This window comes from Methylobacterium sp. TK31 (assembly GCF_055361545.1).
On sequence record NZ_CM143964.1, the window covers coordinates 3,890,474 to 3,909,489 of the forward strand.

The window sequence follows — 19,016 nt, forward strand, 5'->3', positions numbered from 1 at the left end:
ATCGCGGTCAGGCCGCCCGGCGCGGCACCAGGCGCTCGCTCGTCAGCGCGTCCTGCGCACCCGAGACGCCCGCCTCGGTGTATTCCGCATCCTCGTTCACGCACCAGGGATCGTAGCGCCGCTCTCCGGCGAGGATGTTCTCCACCGTGAGCATCGCGGTCATCATCGCGTGGTCCTGGTTGTTGTACTTGTGCATGCCGTTGCGCCCGACGAGGTGCAGGCTCGGGTAGGCGTGCTCGAGGTCGCGCCGGATCGTGGCGACGTGCGCCTTGTAATCCTCGTCGTAGACCGGATAGGCCTTGGGCTGGCGCACCACGCAGGCATCGACCACGTCCTCGGACCGGATCAGCCCGATCTGGCCGATCTCGCGCTTGGCGAGGGCGATGAGGTCGGCATCGGACCGCGTCCACAGCCCATCGCCCTCGAAGCAGAAGTATTCCAGGCCGAGGCAGGTATGCGCCGCGTCGGGTACCATCTCGGGCGACCAGGAGCGGAAGTTCTGCACGCGCCCGACCTGCACGGACGGATCGTGGATGTAGATCCAGTTGTCGGGGAAATTCCGGTCCGAGCGCGCGATCAGCGCCACGGTGAGGAAGTCGCGGTATTGTAGGGCGCGGGCCTGGAAGGTGCTGATCGGGGCGGGCGAAAGGGACCCGACGAGTTCGCGCAGGGGCGCGGAGGAGATGACGTTGCGCGCCGTGAAGGTCTCGCGGGTGCCGTCCACGGCCTTGGCCGTGACGGTCCAGAGCCCGGTCCGGGCCTCGAAGTGCAGGCCGTCGACGCCCCGGTCGAGATGCAGGGTTCCGCCCCGGGCGACCACCTTCGCGGCAGCCGCCTCCCACATCATGCCCGGCCCCTTGCGGGGGTAGCGGAAGGATTCGATCAGCGTCTTGATCACGGGCTCGCCGGCGCGCGGCGCCTTGCGCAGGCCGAGGGAGCGCACCAGAGCGTCGCGGATCGCCGCCCCCAGATCGAGGCCGTTGATGCGCTGGGCCGCCCAGTCCGCCGAGATGGCGTCGCAGGACATGCCCCAGACCTTCTCGGTGTAGGTCTTGAAGAAGATCGAGAACAGGCGCTCGCCGAAGCGGTTGCGGACCCAGTCGTGGAAGCTCTTCGGCTCCGCGATCGGCCGTGCGCGGGCATAGAGGTAGGAGGCGACGCAGGCGGTGCTCTCCAGGAGCCCGAGGTTGCGCAGGGCCTCGAAGGCCTTGAGCGGATAGGCGTAGTACTTGCCCTTGTAGAAGATCCGCGACAGCCGCGGCCGTTCGATGAAGTCGTCCGGCAGGAGCTCGTCCCAGAGGTCGACCACGGCCTTCGACTTCGAGAAGAAGCGATGGCCGCCGATGTCGAACAGGTAGCCGTTATGCGCCACCGTGCGGCTGATGCCGCCAACCTGGACCGGATCCTTCTCCAGGACCGTTACGGAGCGCCCGGCCTTCGCCAGCAGGTAGGCGGCGGTCAGGCCGGCGGGACCCGCCCCGATCACGAGCGTTTCCGAGTGGTGGCTCATCGGGCAGGACCGTCAATCAACCAGAGGACGAAGCATTCCCGGGATACTCCGGATTGGTTAAGGAAGCCCTTTTCGGCATGCGGACGGTTCCCCCGCGCGACATCCGCGCCGCCCTCGCAGCCGGGTCCGCCCCCCGGCGGCCCTCCCGCCCGGCAGCCGGGCTTCCCATATCGGTCCTGTCCTCCCGCCGTCCGGAACCGCCTTGCTCAAGATCGCCGCTCTCGCCTTCGTCCTGGTCTACCTCGCACCCATCGCGATCTCAGCCGTTCTCTATGCCAGCCAGACCCGGGGGGACTGGCGCTCCGCCGACCGCTCCAGCACCGGCCTGCTGCCTCCGGCCTCGACGCATCCGGAGGCGATCGTGCGGATCTTCTCGGCCCGGACGGTGAGCTGGCGCGGCATCGTCGCCACCCACAGTTGGATCGTCGTCAAGGAGGCCGGTGCGCCCGCCTATCAGCGCTTCGACTACACGGCCTGGGGCCAGCCGATCTGGATCGATCGCTTCGTGCCGGACGGACGCTGGTTCGGGAGCGTGCCCGAGACCGTCGTGGGCGCCGACGGTCCGACCGCCGAGGCGATGATCCCGCGCATCCGGGAGACGATCCGGACCTACCGCTACGCGCAGCCCGGGGACTACACCGTCTGGCCCGGGCCGAACTCGAACACCTTCGTGGCCGCCGTGATGAGCGCGGTGCCGGAGATGGCGGCGAGCCTGCCCGCCACCGCGATCGGCAAGGACTTTCCCTATGACGGCCGCTGGATCGGCCCGACGCCGTCGCGGACCGGATTCCGGCTCAACCTCGGCGGCTATCTCGGGCTGACGGTCGCCTGGGTCGAGGGCCTGGAGCTGAACATCCTCGGGGCCGTCGCGGGCCTGGACCTCCGGCGGCCGGCCCTCAAGCTCCCAGCCCTCGGACGCGTCGGGTGGTGAAGCGCGGTCCCCGCGCCCCCCGGACGAACGACGCTAATCCTGCCAGACCGGCGCGCGTACGCTCAACTCGAGGAAGAGCGCCAGGCACCCGATATAGATGTTCAGATAGGCAAGCATAGCGGCAACTTGGACGTCCTCTCCACGCACTGGCGGCGCGGCTACGTAGTATGATGCATCCCCGACATCCGCTACGCAAGGATAAAGGCTGCCGCTAAGCACGATCCTTCATCTTTCGAATGACAACAAACCTGGACTGTCATGGAAGCGGCCCGAACGGGGTACGATCGCCGCAGTCGCGTATCGGCGATCAGGCGTTGCAGGAGTCCGGCGTCTAGGACCCGGAGACTCGCCATCATCCTTGAGGCCGAACGGGCCGCCCGTAGGGTCGCGCGTTCCGATCGCGGAACGCTTTCGCCCGCCTCGCACGCCGACACAGCCCGTACGAGGAAGTCGCTAGGACACTTCGGCCTTTGCAGCAATCGCCCTGCCGCGCGATGTCCGAACTCGGAAATACGCGATGATCCTCTTTTCCACGACCATGTGAACCAGAACTCCGACGACGCAGGCGGCGACGATCATCACCGGCCAGAGACTGGCTTCCAACGATAGCAGATGCGCTCTTTTCAGGATTGACCGACCCAGGCTGAAGGTCAGGGTATGGGTCAGATAGAGACTGTACGATGCGTCTCCGATAAGATGCATGGTTTTCAGCACCCATGACGAGGGGCTGATGTTGGGTGCAATCGCGGCCGCCAGGATGATGGCCCCCGACAGGACGAGTTCGAGGAACTCGAACCATCCCTCTCTGATCTGGAACACGACGATCGCGATGCCGATCACCAGCGCCGCGAGGGCGAGACCTCCCCCGAGGAGGCCATGCCGCGATCGATCGATGGCCGAAACCTGCGTGACAATGCCGATGAGGATTCCCAGTGCAAACAGCAGGAAGATCGCACTGCCATGCCAGGCGACGCTCCTGAAGGTCGTCAGATATCCAGCGAAGGTCAATGCGACCAGAGCCGACAAGATGAGGACCAAGCCCGATCTACGTTGAAGCGACAAAGACAAGGCAAAAATGTAATAGAACATCATTTCCCAGACCAGCGACCAACCTACGCCGTGAACAGGCTCCACCAGACCGTTCGGAGAGACGACGGGAAGCAGGAAATATGAGCCCGTCGTCCAGACAAAGTCCTTCTGTCGGCTATCGATGAAAATCTTGATCGACAGGGCGATCCAATAAAGCGGAAAGACCCGCTGGATCCGCCGCAGCAGAAACTCACGGGGTGCATCCACCGTCGCGAAGGAATCCCAGGCGGTCACGGTCATGATGAAACCGCTGATTACAAAAAAGATTCCGACGCCTAACGCACCGAGCGCAGAATACCTCTCATCTAGAATATGGGAAAAAACCACCAGGAGGGCCGCAATACCTCTCATATACTGTATATTATCAAGTATGATCGATTTTCCAAGACGTTGCGGCACCATCTCACATACCCGTCAGATTTAAACACAAGGATAGCCACGAATTTCGGGATTCACGTGCAGTCCGGACCCGATTTTCCTGAAGGGATGCGTGAAGGAGCGGTCTCACCGGCATCGGCAGATATATCGAGGCGCAGGCCCACAGGCTGATCGTCTTCCACCTCGCATCCGATCGAGCATTCAACAAAATACAACCTGAAAATACGAAGCGACTTGAAATATCTGCCCTCGACGCTCGATTTCAGATTCCCGATTGATTACATAAAAGTTAATAGGCCCAGCCCTATCCGGAAGTCATATTTATTCCAATGACTCGGATTTTTCTATTACGCAACAGAAAATTCCAACCGAAATCTGACTCGAATACGCAGCTCGCACGAATTTTTATTGTCAATGCGCGTCAATCCGCTCACCACAGGATATCGATTACCTATGCATTGCGCAGGTTAATGAGCCAATTCGATGAAATAATATCTTCAAAATACAAAATAAACATGCGCCTTCTCAACAGTTTATAACTATTAAACTGGTAATAATAGTTTTCTGATGATCCAAATTGGTGTTTATCGTGTTATAATTTGAAATCACGATCCGCCCACAAGCAGTACAGATAGAATTCGGTCGTCTCTTTGAAGTTTTCTCGCAAAACTTGCGAATGAAAACTGTACGCCCCCCCCCTGTCGAGCGAGAGATTTGGCGGCAGGATCGCCGAAGGGCCCTTCGCCCGCCGCGCCACTCGCCTTCGGGTCGCGCCCCGGCTCGCCCTTCGGTCGGCTGGGCCGCGATCTGCGGTTGGCCGATCCGCTTCTGTGCAGCAGAGGAAAGTCGTCACGGCAAAGATCGCCGCGCGCAGCCGGTCATTCATAGGTGTCGACGAGCGCCTCGAATGCCGATCTTCATTCGAAGAGGATGCGTCTGCTCCGTGGCCGAACGGTACGTCGCGAATCTGCGATCCATCGACCGAAAGGGCGGACAATCAGCCGCTCACGCCCGCCGCAGGAACGAAGCTGGCCGCTGATCATTCAAGCTCGTATCGGCAGCCCGGCGCTTGACATGACACTCCTTACCCCGGACGACCCGGACCCGGATGGCCGGCCACCCGTGATTCCGTCCCCCGTAGCGCGCGACGATGGGCGCTCTGGGCAGGTCGCACCGTACCCTGCTGTCGACGGAGCGCCCGCCGTGACCGGACGGATTCCGAACCTTCGAGCGCTGGCGACAGCACCAGAGAACAAGGATCCGGAATGGCAAGGACAACGGCAAGAACGGGCAGGACCCTCCTCGGGGCCGGGGCCGTGCTGGGCCTGCTCGCGGCGCCCCCCTGCTGGGCGCGGCCGGACAGCACCGTCACCGTCACGGACGCTCAGGGCCTCGCCAAGGCCTATCCGCCCGGGACGACCATTCTGATTCCCGCCGGCACCGTCATCAACGGTCCGGTGGTCCTGCAATCCGTCGGATCGCCCGGCAAGCCCATCGTCGTGAAGCGATCCGGGAGCGGAGCGCTCCCCCGGATCACCGGGGCCGCCACCGCCTATACCGACGCCCTGACCGTCGGTTCGTACACGGTCATCGATGGGCTGCTCCTCACGGACACCAACCGCTACGGGGTGGCGGCCCCCAAGGACACGGTCGGCGTGACCGTGCAGAACAGCGAGATGACCCGGGTCGGCATCGGCGTCGGGTTGCTCGGCAGCCGGGGCCGGGTGCTCAACAACGTCATCCATGACCTCACGATGGTGAAGATGACGCCGAAGTCGGTGAATCCCGACGACGATTACGGTGCCAACGGAGTCCTGGTGGCCGGCACCGGACACGAGGTCGCCCACAACCGGTTCTTCCGCAATGCGGCGCCCAGCGACGATTACGGCGAGGACGGGGGTTGCGTGGAGCTGTTCGGATCCGTCTCCGACCTGCGCGTGCATCACAACTGGTGCGCGGACAGCGTCGGCTTCATGGAACTGGGCGGACAGAAGGGCGACGTCATCCAGAACGTGGACATCGCCTTCAATGTCGGGCTCGATCTGCGCAACAAACCCTTCTTCAACCCGCACAACGGCGGGGGCCAGTTCGCCGTCGACTTCCGCAACGTGACCCTCCGGCGCAACACCATCGTGGCGACGAAGGCCAATGCCAAGGCGATGGGTATCTTCTACCTGGATGCCGATCCGGCGCCCGGCGCCTTCAGCATCGCGGACAACATCATCAGTCTCAACTCCGGGGACAGCGTGTTCAAGCGCGAAGGCGGCTATCACACCGGCAACGTGTTCCACCTGCAGGACAAGGCCACGCACCTGTTCAACAACTGGTCCATGACCCTCGGCCCCGGCGAGACCTACGCCGATCCCCGGTTCGTCGATCCCGGCGCGGAAAAGCTCCGCCTGATGCCCGGAAGCCCGGCGGCCGGCAAAGGCGCGTTCTGAGAACGCGGGATCCTGAGAGCGGGGACCGGCGGCCCGCCGCCCGTCCCCATGGGACTCCATCGGGCATGGAACTCGACGGCAAGCCCGAGAGGGCCGTCCGGCGTGGTGGCGTCCCCGGCAGGTCTCGAACCTGCGACCCCAGGTTTCATCCCACTTCGGCTTCCGCCGCCGCCCGCCCGAAGGCGTGCGTTCGTGGTCTGGACTATCCCTTCACCGTAGGTCCCGTCGCCGGGGCCCTTAGGTGCCGCCCGTCTAGTCTCTACACCGTCCCGGTGCCCGTGGGAGCGGGCGCCGGGCTTGGCTCGGGATTGGCTGCGCGTGCCAGCGGCACACGTTGAGCGTTCCCCGAATTTGAGCGGATCCGCCGCGCGGTTTCCCATCGCGACGCCCAATTGTGACCTAGGAAACCTGTGCTCTGTCCAGCTGAGCTACGGAGACTCACCGAGGGCGTTCCTAGCATCATCACCCGGAGCCGCCAACCGGGCTCGCACGTCCCGGCTCGACGACCGGGGACTCCGGTCGCCCGTCGGCGGCCCCTCCTCCACCGGTGATTGTCTCGGCCCCCATCGGCATCGTCCGCCTGTGGCCATCTTGCCGCAATGCCACATGAACCGCCCTTCGCGGGGGCGCTCTTCCTTGCCTCGCCCCCGTGCGGGGCGACAATGACGGGGGATTCGCACATCGGGGGGCCGGGTTTCGTGACGATCGCGCGGCGACGATCGCTCTTCGTCCGGGGAGTGCTGCTCCTCGGCGTCATCCCGGGCTTCGTCACGGGACTGCAGGGCCCGGCGCGCGCGGTCGCGCCCGAATGCCTGGCGGCGCCGGCCCGGGAGGACCGTCTGGCCGGCCTCGGCCCACGGGGCGAACTGGTCCTCGCCTCGGGCGCCCGGGCGGTGCTCGACGGCGTGCGCTGGCCGGACGCCCCCGAGGCCGCGGCGGAGGCCCATGCCTGGCTCCTCGCCCGGAGCGGACACCGCCTGACCCTGGTCGCCCGGGGCGAGGTCGATCGCTGGGGCCGGTCCCATGTCGATGCGATGCCGCTGGACCCCACCGCGGAGGCGGCGCCCGACCTCGCGGCCGGGCTGGTGGCGCTCGGCCTCGTCGCGGTCGATGCGGGGGAGCGGGACGCCCTGTGCCGGCCGGCTCTCCTTGCCGTCGAGGCCGGGGCGCGCCGGAGCGGAAGCGGCCTCTGGCGCCAGGCCGCTCCGGACGTCCGGGACGGCCCCGCCCTGCGGACCAGACTGGGTCGTTTCGTCGTGGCCCAGGGCGTCGTGCTCTGGGTCGGAGAACGCCCGCGCCGCACCTATCTCGACTTCGCGCGCCGGGGCGAGGACGGGCTCACGGTGACCGTGTCGAAACGCACTTGGCGCGCCTTGCAGGAACGTGGTTTGAGTGCCGCCTCCCTGCGCGGGCGGCAGGTCCGGGTCCGGGGGGTGATGGAGGCTTGGCGTGGCCCGACCCTCGACATCGCGAGTGCCGACATGATCGAACTTCTGGACGGGGAGCAGGCGCAGAGGCGCTGAACGGCATGGCTTCGATCCTCCGCCTCACGATGCGCACGGCCGCCGCCCATCCTCTCGCGGGCCGGGTCCGGCTCGGCGTCCGCGTCGCTCCCTGGCCGCTGCTCGGCCTGCTGCTCACGGGCTGCATCGGCGACCAGACCGGTGCCGTCGTGCAGAAGGCGGCGCTGGCCGTGCCCCGCGAGGCCCCGCGCACGACGGGGCGCGAGCGCACCGCCTCGGATGCCGACCACGCCAAGCTGGTGGCCTCCTTCGGCGGGGAGTACCGGTCCCCGGCGACGCTCCGGCTGGTCAGCGACGTGACCGACCGCCTCGTCAAGGCGACCGAGCGGCCGGAGGAGACCTACGCGGTCACCCTGCTGGACTCGCCGGTGATCAACGCCTTCGCGCTACCGAGCGGCCGGCTCTACGTCACCCGGGGCCTGCTGGCACTGGCGAGCGACACCTCCGAGGTCGCCGCCGTCCTCGCCCACGAGATCGCCCACGTCACCCTGCGCCACGCCACGGCGCGCACCGAATTGGCGCTGCGCTCGCAGCTGGTGAGCAAGGTCGTGGCCGACGTGCTCAACGATCCCGTCACGGGCGCCCAGCTCCAGAGCCAGTCGAAATTCGCCCTGGCACGGTTCTCGCGGGATCAGGAACTCGAGGCCGACAGCGTCGGCGTGCGCACCCTGGCCCGCGCCGGCTACGATCCGTTCGGGGCCGGTCGCTTCCTCACCGCGCTGAACCGGACCACCGCCCTGAAGACCGGCACCGGCCAAGCCGGCGAGCCCGACATGCTGGCGACCCATCCGGGCACCGTCGAGCGCATCACCCTGGTGACCCGCGCCGCCCGCCTCATCGGCGCGCCGGGCCTCGGCGTCGACGAGCGCACCCGCTACCTCGCGGCCATCGACGGCATCGCCTACGGCGACAATCCCGGCGACGGGGTCGTGCGCGGGAGCAAGTTCCTCCATCCCGCCCTCGGCATCGCCTTCGAGGTGCCGGAGGCCTTCTCCATCGAGAACACCCGGAACGCGGTCCTCGGCACCACCGGCGAGGGCAGCCGGCGCCTGCTCTTCGACCAGGTCGAGAGCAATCCGGGCCAGAGCCTCGAGGAGGTGTTGAAGGCGACCTGGAACGACGTCGTCGAGCCCGGCTCCCTGGAGAACCGCATGGTCGCCGGCTTCCCGGCGGCGACGGCCCTGTCCCGCGGCAAGGACTGGACCTTCCGCCTCGCCGTGATCCGCGTCGGCGAGACCAGCTTCCGGATGATCATGGCGGCCAAGGGCAGCACCGATCCGGACGGTGCCTTCCGGCGCTGGACCGAGAGCCTGTCCGCGATCGATCCGGCCGAGGCCCGGACCCTGCGGCCCCTGCGCCTCGTCGTGGTGACCGCCGGCCCCGGCGAGAGCGTCGAGACCCTGGCGCAGCGCATGGTCGTCCCCGACAAGCCGGTTGAGCGCTTCCTCGTGCTCAACGGCCTGGAGCGCGGCGCCACCCTGCGCGCCGGTCAGACCTACAAGGTCGTGGTGGAGTAGTCCGGCCCCGGCGCCCGATGGTCGTAGGAACGGCTCTGTTGAACTGCGGCTCTTACAGTTTTGACCTGAAAAAGCTCACAGTCGACGGATGCTTTTGTCGAAGACGACGGCCACACGGCAGGCTATAGATAGGACTGCATCAGTCCCGCGGTACCCGCCGGGTCCGAAGCGGCTACCCCCGTGACCCTTCGAGATCCGACATGCTCGAAATCCTGACCGGCTTCCTCGATCGCACCAGCCTGGCGCCGCATGGGATCTGCCTGCTCTGGCGGCCGGAGCTGATCTGGACGCATGTCGTCTCCGACGCGATCATCGCCCTGGCCTACTTCACGATTCCGGTCGCCCTCGGCGTCTTCGTGACCCGTCGGCGCGACGTCGCCTTCGGCTGGATGTTCTGGGCCTTCGCCGTGTTCATCCTCGCCTGCGGCACCACCCATCTCTTCGAGATCTGGACCCTGTGGGTGCCGGACTACGCGGCCGAGGCGGCGGTCAAGGCGGTCACGGCCGCGGCCTCGATCATGACCGCGGTGCTGCTCTGGGTCCTGCTGCCGCGAGCCCTCGCCTTGCCCTCGCCCGCACAGCTGCGCACCGCGAATGCCGAGCTGCTGGCCCGCATACGCGAGCGTGACGCGGCGCTTGCCGCCCTGCAGGAGGCCTATGCCGAGCGCGACCGGGCCGAGGAGATGCTGCGCCAGAGCCAGAAGATGGAGGCCATCGGCGCCCTCACCGGAGGCGTCGCCCACGACTTCAACAATCTGCTCGGCGTCGTCATCAGCAATCTCGATCGGATCGAGCGCTTCCTGCCCGCGGAGAGCGGCGCACGCCGATCCCTGCAGGGAGCCCTGACGGGGGCCGAACGCGCGGCGGCCCTCGTCCAGAAGATGCTCGCCTTCGCCCGGCGCCAGCCTCTCCAGCCGGCGCGGGTCGACCCCAACGGCCTGATCCGCGACCTGTCGGAACTCCTGCGCGGCGCCCTCGGGACGGTGGAGGTCCCTGAGATGGTCCTCGCCCCCAAGGTCTGGCCGGTCTGCGTCGACGCCAATCAGTTGGAGAACGCCCTGCTGAATCTCGCGGTGAATGCCCGCGACGCGATCCGGGAGGGGGGCCACGCGGTGATCCGCACGCGCAACGTTCCAGCCGCCGAGGCCGCGACGATCCCCACCCTGCGCGACGTCGACCATGTCGCCATCGCGATCGCGGACAGCGGACGGGGCATGAGCCCGGACATCCTCGCGCGTGCCTTCGAGCCGTTCTTCACCACCAAGGCGGTGGGAGAAGGCACCGGCCTCGGCCTGAGCCAGGTCTTCGGCTTCGCCAAGCAGTCCGATGGGCACGCCCAGATCGAAAGCGAACCGGGTCGCGGCACGACCGTCTGGATCTACTTGCCCCGTGACCGCACTGAGGTATCGTCGCCGCGCGCGAGCAGCGAGACGGCAGGGATCACGCATGCACCGCGCGTCGGTTACGCCTGACGGACTGTGACGACGATGAGCAACGCACCCAAACCGCGCATCCTGATGGTCGAGGACGAGCCCCTGCTGCTCGAAGTCATCACGGCCGATCTCGAGGATGCGGGCTTCGTCGTCTTCCAGGCGGCCACCGCCGAGATCGCCCTGAACATCCTCAAGGCCGAGGCGTCCGTCGACCTCCTGTTCACCGATATCCGGCTGCCCGGCCTCATGGATGGATGGCAGCTGGCCGAGGCCGCGCGGGCGCTGCGGCCGGGCCTGCCGATCATCTACGCCACGGGCTTCTCGCAAACGCCGCCCCGCCTCATCGAGGGCAGCGTGTTCTTCACCAAGCCCTACCGGGCGGCGACGCTGATCAAGGCGATCGAGTCCTTCGAGGCCAGGCCGACCGCGTGAGCCGCCCACCCGGTCCGACCCGCCGTACGGTCACGGCCACCGGGCTTGCGGGCGCCGCCGCGTTGGCCGCCCCGGGCTCGTCCAAGTCCGGCACATCCGCGGCCGGCGCACCCGCGGCCGGCACGTCCGGGGAAGCGCCGGCGCCGGGCAGGCCGCTGCGCATCGCGATGCTGCTCTACCCGGGAATGACCGCCCTCGACCTCGTCGGCCCGCAGGCCCTCCTGTCCGGCATCGCCGGGGGCGGGCTGCATCTCGTGGGGCGCACGACCGGGGCCGTCCCATCGGATACCGGGCTGGCCCTGGTGGCCGGCGACAGCTTCGAGACCTGCCCGCGCGACCTCGACGTGCTGTTCGTGCCGGGGGGCGACGGGACCCCCGCCCAGATGCGTGACCGCGACACGCTCTCCTTCCTGCGCGACCGGGCGGCGCGCGCCGGCTGGATCACCAGCGTCTGCACCGGCTCGCTGATTCTCGGGGCGGCCGGCCTGCTTCGAGGCTACCGCGCCACCTCGCACTGGTGCGTGCGCGACCGGGTGCTGCCGCGCCTCGGCGCCATCCCGGTGGATGAACGCGTGGTCTTCGACCGGAACCGGGTCACGGCGGCGGGCATCTCGGCGGGGCTCGACTTCGCCCTGGCGCTCTCCGCCCGCCTCGCCGGGTCCGAGGCGGCCCGCACGAGCCAGCTCGTGGCCGAGTACGCCCCGGCACCGCCCTTCGAGGCGGGAACGCCCGCCACGGCCGGCCCGGCCATCACCGCGCGGGCGCGGGCGATCCTCCGCCCGCTGATCGACGGTGCGGAAGCCGCGGCGGCCGCAGCGGATTTCACGCGTCCGTGATCGGGCCGCGGCCCGAAACCTGCTGGTGTCCTCAATGGCCGTTTGCCACTGCGTCGGGCACACGCCAAGATCGCACTCCGAAGCTCACATCTTTGCCGTCACCTTCCGGGACCGCGCGCAACACCGGGCGGCCCATCCGCTCCGAAAAAGGATAGGACCAACCCATGGCGGCAGGCCTCGCGGGCGACCTCACGCGTACGAAATCGCTGGAACGGCTGAACAGCGACGCGGAAGGCGGCGAGCACAAGCTCGCCCGCACCCTCGGCCCCTGGAGCCTGATCGCGCTCGGAATCGGCGCGGTGATCGGCGCCGGCCTGTTCTCGCTCACCGGCATCGCGGCGGCCGAGCACGCGGGCCCCGCGGTGGTGATCTCCTTCGCCATCGCCTCCATCGCCTGCGCCTTCGCGGGCATGTGCTACAGCGAGCTCGCCGGCATGATCCCCGTGGCGGGCTCGGCCTACACCTACGCCTACGCCACCATGGGCGAGTTCGTGGCCTGGATCATCGGATGGGATCTCGTGCTCGAATACGCGGTGGGCGCCGCCACCGTGTCGGTGAGTTGGTCCAGCTACGTCACGCGGTTCCTGCGCGACACACTCGGGGTCAACCTGCCCCCCAGCCTGGTGAATTCGCCCTTCGAGACCTACAAGCTCGCCGACGGCACGGTGGCGCACGGCCTCGTTAACCTGCCGGCGATCCTCATCATCGTGGCGGCCTCCGCCCTCCTGATGATTGGAATCCGGGAATCGGCCCGGGTCAACGCCGTGGTGGTGCTGGTCAAGCTCGCGGTGGTGGCGGTCGTGGTCGGGGTCGGCCTGTTCTACATCAAGGCACAGAACTACGTGCCGTTCATCCCCGAGAACACCGGCACCTTCGGCGAGTACGGCTGGAGCGGGATCATGCGCGGCGCCGGCGTGGTGTTCTTCGCCTATGTGGGCTTCGACGCGGTCTCGACGGCGGCGCAGGAAGCCAAGAACCCCCAGCGCAACATGATGATCGGCATCCTGGGGTCGCTGGCCATCTGCACGGTGATCTACATCGCCTTCGCGGGCGTGCTCACCGGCCTCGTGCATTACGACCAGATGAAGGGCGACGCCGCCCCGGTGAACACCGCCATCGCGCAGACGCCCTTTCCCTGGCTGCGCAGCCTCGTGACCCTCGGGGTGATCGCGGGCTTCTCCACCGTCATCCTGGTGCTGCTGCTGGGCCAGAGCCGGGTGTTCTACTCCATGAGCCAGGACCGGCTGCTGCCGGGCTTCTTCTCCAAGATCCACCCGACCTGGAAGACGCCCTACCGCTCGAACCTGTTCTTCATGGTGTTCACCAGTGCGCTCGGCGGCTTCCTGCCGATCTCCCAGCTCGGCCACATGACGAGCATCGGCACGCTGCTGGCCTTCATCCTCGTCTGCGTCGGCGTCATCATCCTGCGCCGGACCCAGCCGGAGGCGCGGCGCGACTACCGCACGCCGCTCGTGCCCCTGGTGCCGATCCTCGGCATCCTCAGCTGCTTTGCCATGATGGTGTCGCTCGACGGGGAGACCTGGCTGCGCCTGCTGATCTGGCTCGCCATCGGTCTGGTCATCTACTTCGCCTGGAGCCGGCGCCACAGCCGGGTCGGGCGCGAGGAAGCGGCCTGAACGAACCAGGCGATTTCTCGCCTCGCCGGCGAGGCGCCACGCCTCAGGCGGTGCGCGCCAGCGCCAATGTGGGCGCGCTCCGAACCGGCTCGCCCACGGCCACGGTCTGGCGCTCGCGGGCGATGAAGGCGGAGGGCATCTCCGCCTGCATGTCGGCCTCGACGCTGCGCAGCATCGCGTCGGTGTGGCAGGGATGGAGGTGGATGATGGCGAGCGCCTTGACCCCGGCCGCCTGTGCCAGTTCCACGCCCTTCTGCCAGGTCGAGTGGCCCCAGCCCCGGCAGACCGGGTACTCGCCCTCCGTGAACATGCCGTCATAGACCACGAGGTCGGCGTCCCGCACGAAATCCATCAGGGCCGTGTCGGGCCACGGATCGCTGTGTTCGATGTCGCTGATCACGCAGAGCCGCCGGCCCGCATGCTCGAAGCGATACCCCACCGAGCCCTGCGGATGGTTGAGCAGGATCGTGTCGACGGTGGCGCCGTCCGGGAAGGTCAGCCGCTCGCCGGCCTTGAAGCCGTGATGGGCCAGCCGGCAGGGGATGATGTCGAGGGTGACGGGAAACAGCGGCGGCGAGAACAGCCGGTCGAGGGCCGCCGCAGCGCTCTCCCCGTCGAGGTTGCCGCAATAGGTGTTGAGGGTCCGCCCCGGATCGAGCACCACAGGTTTGAAGAACGGCAGACCGGCGGTGTGGTCGAGGTGCAGGTGGCTGAACAGGAGATCGATCTCCTTGGGCATCGCATCGCGGTGATGGCGCCCGCAGGCATTCAGACCCGAGCCCGCATCGAGCAGGAACAGGCGCTCGCCGCACCGGATCTCGAGACAGGGCGTGCTGCCGCCGAACTCGACGTAGTCCGGGCCACTGACGGGCGTCGAACCGCGCACCCCCCAGAAGGTCAGGGTGAGGCCGTCATCCGCGATGGGGCGGGAGGAGAAGGTCATCGTTCGATTACCATGTGCCCCGATCCCAACGCGGATCGGGTGCCCTTCGTCGCACCGGCGCGATCCAAATCCTCGCTGGTCGGCGACAGGCGGGTGCCGGGATCGAAGTGGAACTGCTCTGAGGTAGTAAGCCGCCTCCGACCCCGATGTGCGAGCCCGCACATGGCCGGGCAGGGATGCGGCGCGCGGAAAATTTCGCCGGCGCACTGTGTCGACCCGGCCACCAGCCCGATTTACCGCTGCGCCAGCACGTCGATCGCGCCCCGCGCCGGAGCGATCGCGGGCGGCGGGAGATCGCCCGAGAGGCCGAGGCGGACCAGGCGCGGCCAGGCGAGCGGGTAGGTCGGCGTCCCGGGGGTGGCCGTGGCCAGCGGCGCGAACAGCGGCCCGGCGCGCTCATAGGCGGGGACGAAGCCCGGCATCCGCGTCCGCGACAGCAGCGAATCCGGGGCGATCCAGCGCGACCACACCGCTTCGGCCACCTGGACCGGGCGCGGCCGGGCCGCGATGACCACCACCTCCTGTCCCGCATAGGCGAGGGCCTCGGGCCGGCTGACGTCTCCCAGGGGAGCGCCCCTGGCGGCGAGCGCCGCCCAGAACGGATGCTGCGCCCCGTCGGAATAGGTGGTGCGGACGGCGGCACTCCCCTCCTCCACCAGGGTGGCGATGCGCGCCTCCTCGGCCCGGCGATAGGCGACGACTTGGGCTTCCTTGGCCGGATCCTTCGCCGGCGCGAAGGTGTAGCGCCCGGCGACCACGCCGACGGCGGGCTCCTCGCCGATGGCGTCGAACCGGTCGGCCCCCTCCTTGAGCTGGCGCCAGAAGTCGATGTTCGGGTCGGTCCGGTGCCGGGCCATGTTCGCAGCCGTCATCCGGAACGGGTAGGACTGGAACTGGAAGGCGGATTGCCCGCCGGCGAAGGCCTCCCGGGCGATGGCGTAGATCTCGCCCACCACCTGATCCGTCATGGCGAAGCAGCCCATCGAGGAGCAGACCCCGTGCACCATCACGGCGGAACCGGTGGAGCCGTGGGCCCGGTCGTAGGCATTGGGGTAGCCGACGTCGAAGGAGAGATAGTAGCGCGAGTTCGGGTTCATCTGGCGCTGGGGCACCGTGTAGAACCCCTCGGGGGTCTGACGGTCGCCGCTCTTGCGCTTGGGGCCGAGCTGGCCCGACCAGCGGCAGATCGGAAAGGTCTTCACGTGGACGAAACGGCCGCTGCCGGCCCGCTTCCAGACCTCGATCTCGGATTCCTTCTTGTAGGCCCGGAACAGCACCGGGGCCGAGGCGGTGGTGCCGCGGGCCTGCATCAGCGCCAGGGTCGCGGCCGGAATCGGTGCGAAGGCCTTGGATGGCTCGGCCGGGGCGGGCGACGCCGCGATCACGGCGCCGAGGGCCAGGAGCGGCGCCGAGAGGGCGAGAAGGGCCGATGCCGCACGGCGGAGCGGATCCCGGAACAGGAAGACCATGCGTGGTCCCGAAGAGCGACCCGTCCGCTGGCGGGCGGACGCCCGTGCACGATGCACGCTCTCCTGCCTATCGCATCCCAATGGGGCGGCAATAGGGGAATGCCGCGGAACCTCAGCGGCGGCCCGGTCCTCCCCCGCGATCAGGCGGCCAGGACCGTGTTGCGCTCGATGCGCAGCACCGCGTCGAAGGGCTCGCCCCCGGCGAGGGCCTCGGCATCCGGCAGGCAGACGATGAGCCCGCATCCGGCCCGGGCCGCGCGCAGGGCCGCGAGGCGGGCGCGGATCTCGTCGCCCTTCCGGTCCTCCAGCGCGATCGCGACGACGACGATGTCCGGGCGGCGCACGAGGCAGCGGGCGAGATCGATGGCGATGCGCTCGCGCGGACCGATGGCGTTCTCGCCCAGGCTGGCGCCGCCGCCGGCGAGGCCGGGCTCGACCCGGCTCTCGAGGCCGAGCCGGTAGACGGCCGGCTCCAGGCCCTCGTCGGCGAGCACCCGGCGCACCAGGGCCCGCACCCGCGCCTCGGCACCGGCCTCCTCGCCGTTGATGCGTCCGAACAGGATGTTCTCCTCCAGGCTCGCGGCGGCCGTGAGCCGGGCCGGGTCGTAGAACTCGACGCCCCCCCGCAGGTTGGGCGGCATCAGGCGTGCGAAGGAGCGGCGCGCATCCACCAGCCGCTCCTCGAAGGCGGCGTCGATGAGGCCGAAGCGGTGCCGGGTCTCGCTGTAGCGGAGGGCGAGGCCGATCAGGCGCTTGCGATCCCGCTGGCCGGCCGGGCCGCGGCGCCAGCCCCTGGCCTCGGGCTGGCGCCCGACGAGATCCTCGAAGAAGCCGCGCTCGGCCGCCGGGAACAGCGAGAAGGTCTCGAAGAGCGGATGGTCGTCGGGCAGGTCGGCGAAGATCTCCACGAGGCTCCGGGCGACCTGGAGGCCGATCTCGGTGAGGGGGCGGCTGAGTCCCTCCGCCTCCAGCACGGCGCGGAGATACGGGTGCGCGGCGATGTGGTCGGGGGCGAAGGCCGGCCCCACCGCCTCGCCGAAGAGGATGTTCTCGCCCACCGTGGCCTGGTGGTTGTAGCGGGCCGGATCGAAGGGCTCGACCAGGCGGCCGGCCTTGTCGGCGGCAAGCGCCTCGCGGACCGCGCGGCGGGCGGCCACCACGGCGCGGGCGATCTCCGGCTCGGCCGCCGGATCGACGGTGCCTTCCAGCCCGCGCGCATACGCGAAGGCGTCGAGCCCGGTGATCCGCAGGGTGGTGATCAGGTCGTCGGGGTCGGGCGTGCCGGAGGCGCCGTAGAGGATGTTCTGGCGCAGGGACCCCTCGATGAGGATGGCCTCCGCGCCGGCCAGGGCGATGCGCCGGGCCCGCTCCTCAGGCTCGAAGGCGCGCAGATCGATGCCGCCGTAGGTGACCGCGCCGGCGGAGGGTTCGAGCTGCCCGGCCAGGATCGCGGCGAGGACCCGGCTGCCGCTGCCGCGCTCGCCCAGGATGGCGACGTGACCCGGCATCGGAAGGGTGGCGTCGACGCCGGCTAGGCGCTCGCCGGTGGCGGGATCGTAGGCCCCGACCCCCTGCGCCACCAGGGTGCCGGCCTCGGGCAGGGCCGTCACCGTACCGGGCCGGGCCGGGGCACGGCCTTCCAGGGCCGGTACGGCGATGGCGACGTCGCGGAACGGTCCGGTGAGGGCGCGATGAAGGCTCGCCAGCCTCAGGGTCACGGTCAGGGCCACCACCGCGAGGGCGAAGCCGCCGGCGGCGGCCAGCAGCGCCCCGGGTTCCACCGGCGCGGTGGTCCCGTCATGGCCGCGCCACAGCGCCACTGCGACGACGATCGCCGGCAAGAGGATCGCCAGCGCCATAGAGGGTGCGCGGGCATAGGCCAGGGCGGATTCCGAAGCCTCGAGGGCGTCGCGGGTGCTGGCGCCCTTGGCGGCCAGGCGCCGGCGCTCGAAGGCCACGGCCCCGTGCGCCCGCACCGCCGGCATGCGCCGGATCAGGTCGGACAGCGCCCGTCCGGCGGCCCCGCCGGCCCGGAGGCGCAGGGCGGCCCGGTCCTGCATCCGCCGCTGGATCAGCGCCCGGGCGAGGCCGGCGGCCAGGATCCCCGCGGCAACCGTGGGCACGAGGCGCGGTGCGGCGAGGCCGGCGAGGACCAGGGCGAGGACGGCACTGCCGATCGCCAATGCCGGTACCAGGATCGCCAGGCCGAACAGGGTGTCGAGCCGGGCGAGCAGATCGCCCATGGCCTGCGCCAGGGCGCGGGCCTCGTCGCGGGCGCCGGGCGGCGCACGCAGGATCGCCTCGGTGACCCGTCCCTGCAGGGCCGCCACCGAGCGGGTCTGGGCGTGGAAACACAGGCGCGCCACGGCCCAGCCGAGGCCGGCCGAGGCCAGTGCCGCCGCCGCGAGTCCCAGGAAGGCCGCCCGCACCAATTCGCCGTGCGGCAGGATCCAGCCGCCGAAGGCCACGAAGGGGCCCTCGGCGGCGGGACGCCAGGGCAGGGCCGCGGCGATCCGCAGGAACGGGCGCGCCGGATCGGTGTCGTGCACCTGGACGCCGACGAGATCGCGCAGGCACAGCAGCGCGAGCAGCGCGAGGGGGCCGCCGAGACCGAGCGCCAGCCCGACCGCGGCGGCATGCTCCCTCCGCGCGGTCCGCCAGGTGAAGGCGATCGGATCGCGGTCCATCGGCACCCTGTCCACGACGCCCCGGGAAACTGGGGCCCGGGAGCGGCTTAGAGGATCACCCCCAGGGGCGAAAGCGTGGGGACGCACCTCGGGGGCCTGCCTCTCTTCTCCGCCGTCGATTCGCCTCGCCGGTAGGCCGATTGCGCCATCCGAAGCGTTTCGAGAGGATTGCCGGCTCCCGCGGGCGGGA

At 69.0% G+C, this 19,016-nt stretch carries 13 protein-coding genes; 8 read left to right on the forward strand and 5 right to left on the reverse strand.

Going from position 1 to position 19,016, the window contains the following annotated elements:
• Positions 1–7: 7 nt before the first annotated feature.
• Entirely contained in the window at positions 8–1,510 is a 1,503-nt protein-coding gene (locus ACXJY8_RS18085) for an NAD(P)/FAD-dependent oxidoreductase (protein WP_463771609.1), read from the reverse strand.
• A 202-nt stretch (positions 1,511–1,712) separates the two neighbouring features.
• Here ACXJY8_RS18085 and ACXJY8_RS18090 point away from each other — a divergent pair, with 202 nt between their 5' ends.
• Complete coding sequence (locus ACXJY8_RS18090; protein WP_463771612.1) at positions 1,713–2,441, forward strand: DUF3750 domain-containing protein; 729 nt, start codon at positions 1,713–1,715, stop codon at positions 2,439–2,441.
• 453 nt (positions 2,442–2,894) lie between these two features.
• Here the strand turns inward: ACXJY8_RS18090 and ACXJY8_RS18095 are convergent, their stop codons facing one another.
• On the reverse strand, positions 2,895–3,932 hold the full coding sequence (locus tag ACXJY8_RS18095) for an acyltransferase family protein (protein WP_463771615.1): 1,038 nt from the start codon (positions 3,930–3,932) through the stop codon (positions 2,895–2,897).
• Positions 3,933–5,173: 1,241 nt separating this feature from the next.
• Here ACXJY8_RS18095 and ACXJY8_RS18100 point away from each other — a divergent pair.
• The 7 genes from ACXJY8_RS18100 to ACXJY8_RS18130 all read left to right on the forward strand — a co-directional run bounded on the left by ACXJY8_RS18100 (position 5,174) and on the right by ACXJY8_RS18130 (position 13,727).
• On the forward strand, positions 5,174–6,349 hold the full coding sequence (locus ACXJY8_RS18100) for a right-handed parallel beta-helix repeat-containing protein (protein WP_463771619.1): 1,176 nt from the start codon (positions 5,174–5,176) through the stop codon (positions 6,347–6,349).
• A gap of 698 nt (positions 6,350–7,047) precedes the next feature.
• On the forward strand, positions 7,048–7,872 hold the full coding sequence (locus ACXJY8_RS18105; protein ID WP_463771623.1) for a DNA-binding protein: 825 nt from the start codon (positions 7,048–7,050) through the stop codon (positions 7,870–7,872).
• 5 nt (positions 7,873–7,877) lie between these two features.
• Positions 7,878–9,389, forward strand: a complete 1,512-nt coding sequence (locus tag ACXJY8_RS18110; protein WP_463771625.1) for a M48 family metalloprotease — start codon at positions 7,878–7,880, stop codon at positions 9,387–9,389.
• Between the two features lie 200 nt (positions 9,390–9,589).
• Positions 9,590–10,861: a sensor histidine kinase gene (locus tag ACXJY8_RS18115; RefSeq protein WP_463771626.1), complete on the forward strand. Its 1,272-nt coding sequence runs from the start codon at positions 9,590–9,592 to the stop codon at positions 10,859–10,861.
• Positions 10,862–10,876: 15 nt separating this feature from the next.
• Positions 10,877–11,254: a response regulator gene (locus ACXJY8_RS18120; RefSeq protein WP_463771628.1), complete on the forward strand. Its 378-nt coding sequence runs from the start codon at positions 10,877–10,879 to the stop codon at positions 11,252–11,254.
• Between the two features lie 167 nt (positions 11,255–11,421).
• Complete coding sequence (locus ACXJY8_RS18125; protein ID WP_463780775.1) at positions 11,422–12,090, forward strand: DJ-1/PfpI family protein; 669 nt, start codon at positions 11,422–11,424, stop codon at positions 12,088–12,090.
• A 164-nt stretch (positions 12,091–12,254) separates the two neighbouring features.
• Complete coding sequence (locus ACXJY8_RS18130; RefSeq protein WP_463771632.1) at positions 12,255–13,727, forward strand: amino acid permease; 1,473 nt, start codon at positions 12,255–12,257, stop codon at positions 13,725–13,727.
• A gap of 43 nt (positions 13,728–13,770) precedes the next feature.
• Here the strand turns inward: ACXJY8_RS18130 and ACXJY8_RS18135 are convergent, their stop codons facing one another.
• From ACXJY8_RS18135 to ACXJY8_RS18145, 3 genes are all read right to left on the reverse strand, one after another.
• Positions 13,771–14,670 carry an MBL fold metallo-hydrolase gene (locus ACXJY8_RS18135; RefSeq protein ID WP_463771635.1) on the reverse strand — a complete coding sequence of 300 codons (900 nt, stop codon included), beginning with the start codon at positions 14,668–14,670 and terminating at the stop codon, positions 13,771–13,773.
• Between the two features lie 233 nt (positions 14,671–14,903).
• Entirely contained in the window at positions 14,904–16,139 is a 1,236-nt protein-coding gene (locus tag ACXJY8_RS18140) for a L,D-transpeptidase family protein (protein ID WP_463771637.1), read from the reverse strand.
• A 140-nt stretch (positions 16,140–16,279) separates the two neighbouring features.
• Positions 16,280–18,826, reverse strand: coding sequence for an ABC transporter transmembrane domain-containing protein (locus tag ACXJY8_RS18145; protein ID WP_463771642.1), 2,547 nt, complete (start codon positions 18,824–18,826; stop codon positions 16,280–16,282).
• Between the last annotated feature and the right edge of the window lie 190 nt (positions 18,827–19,016).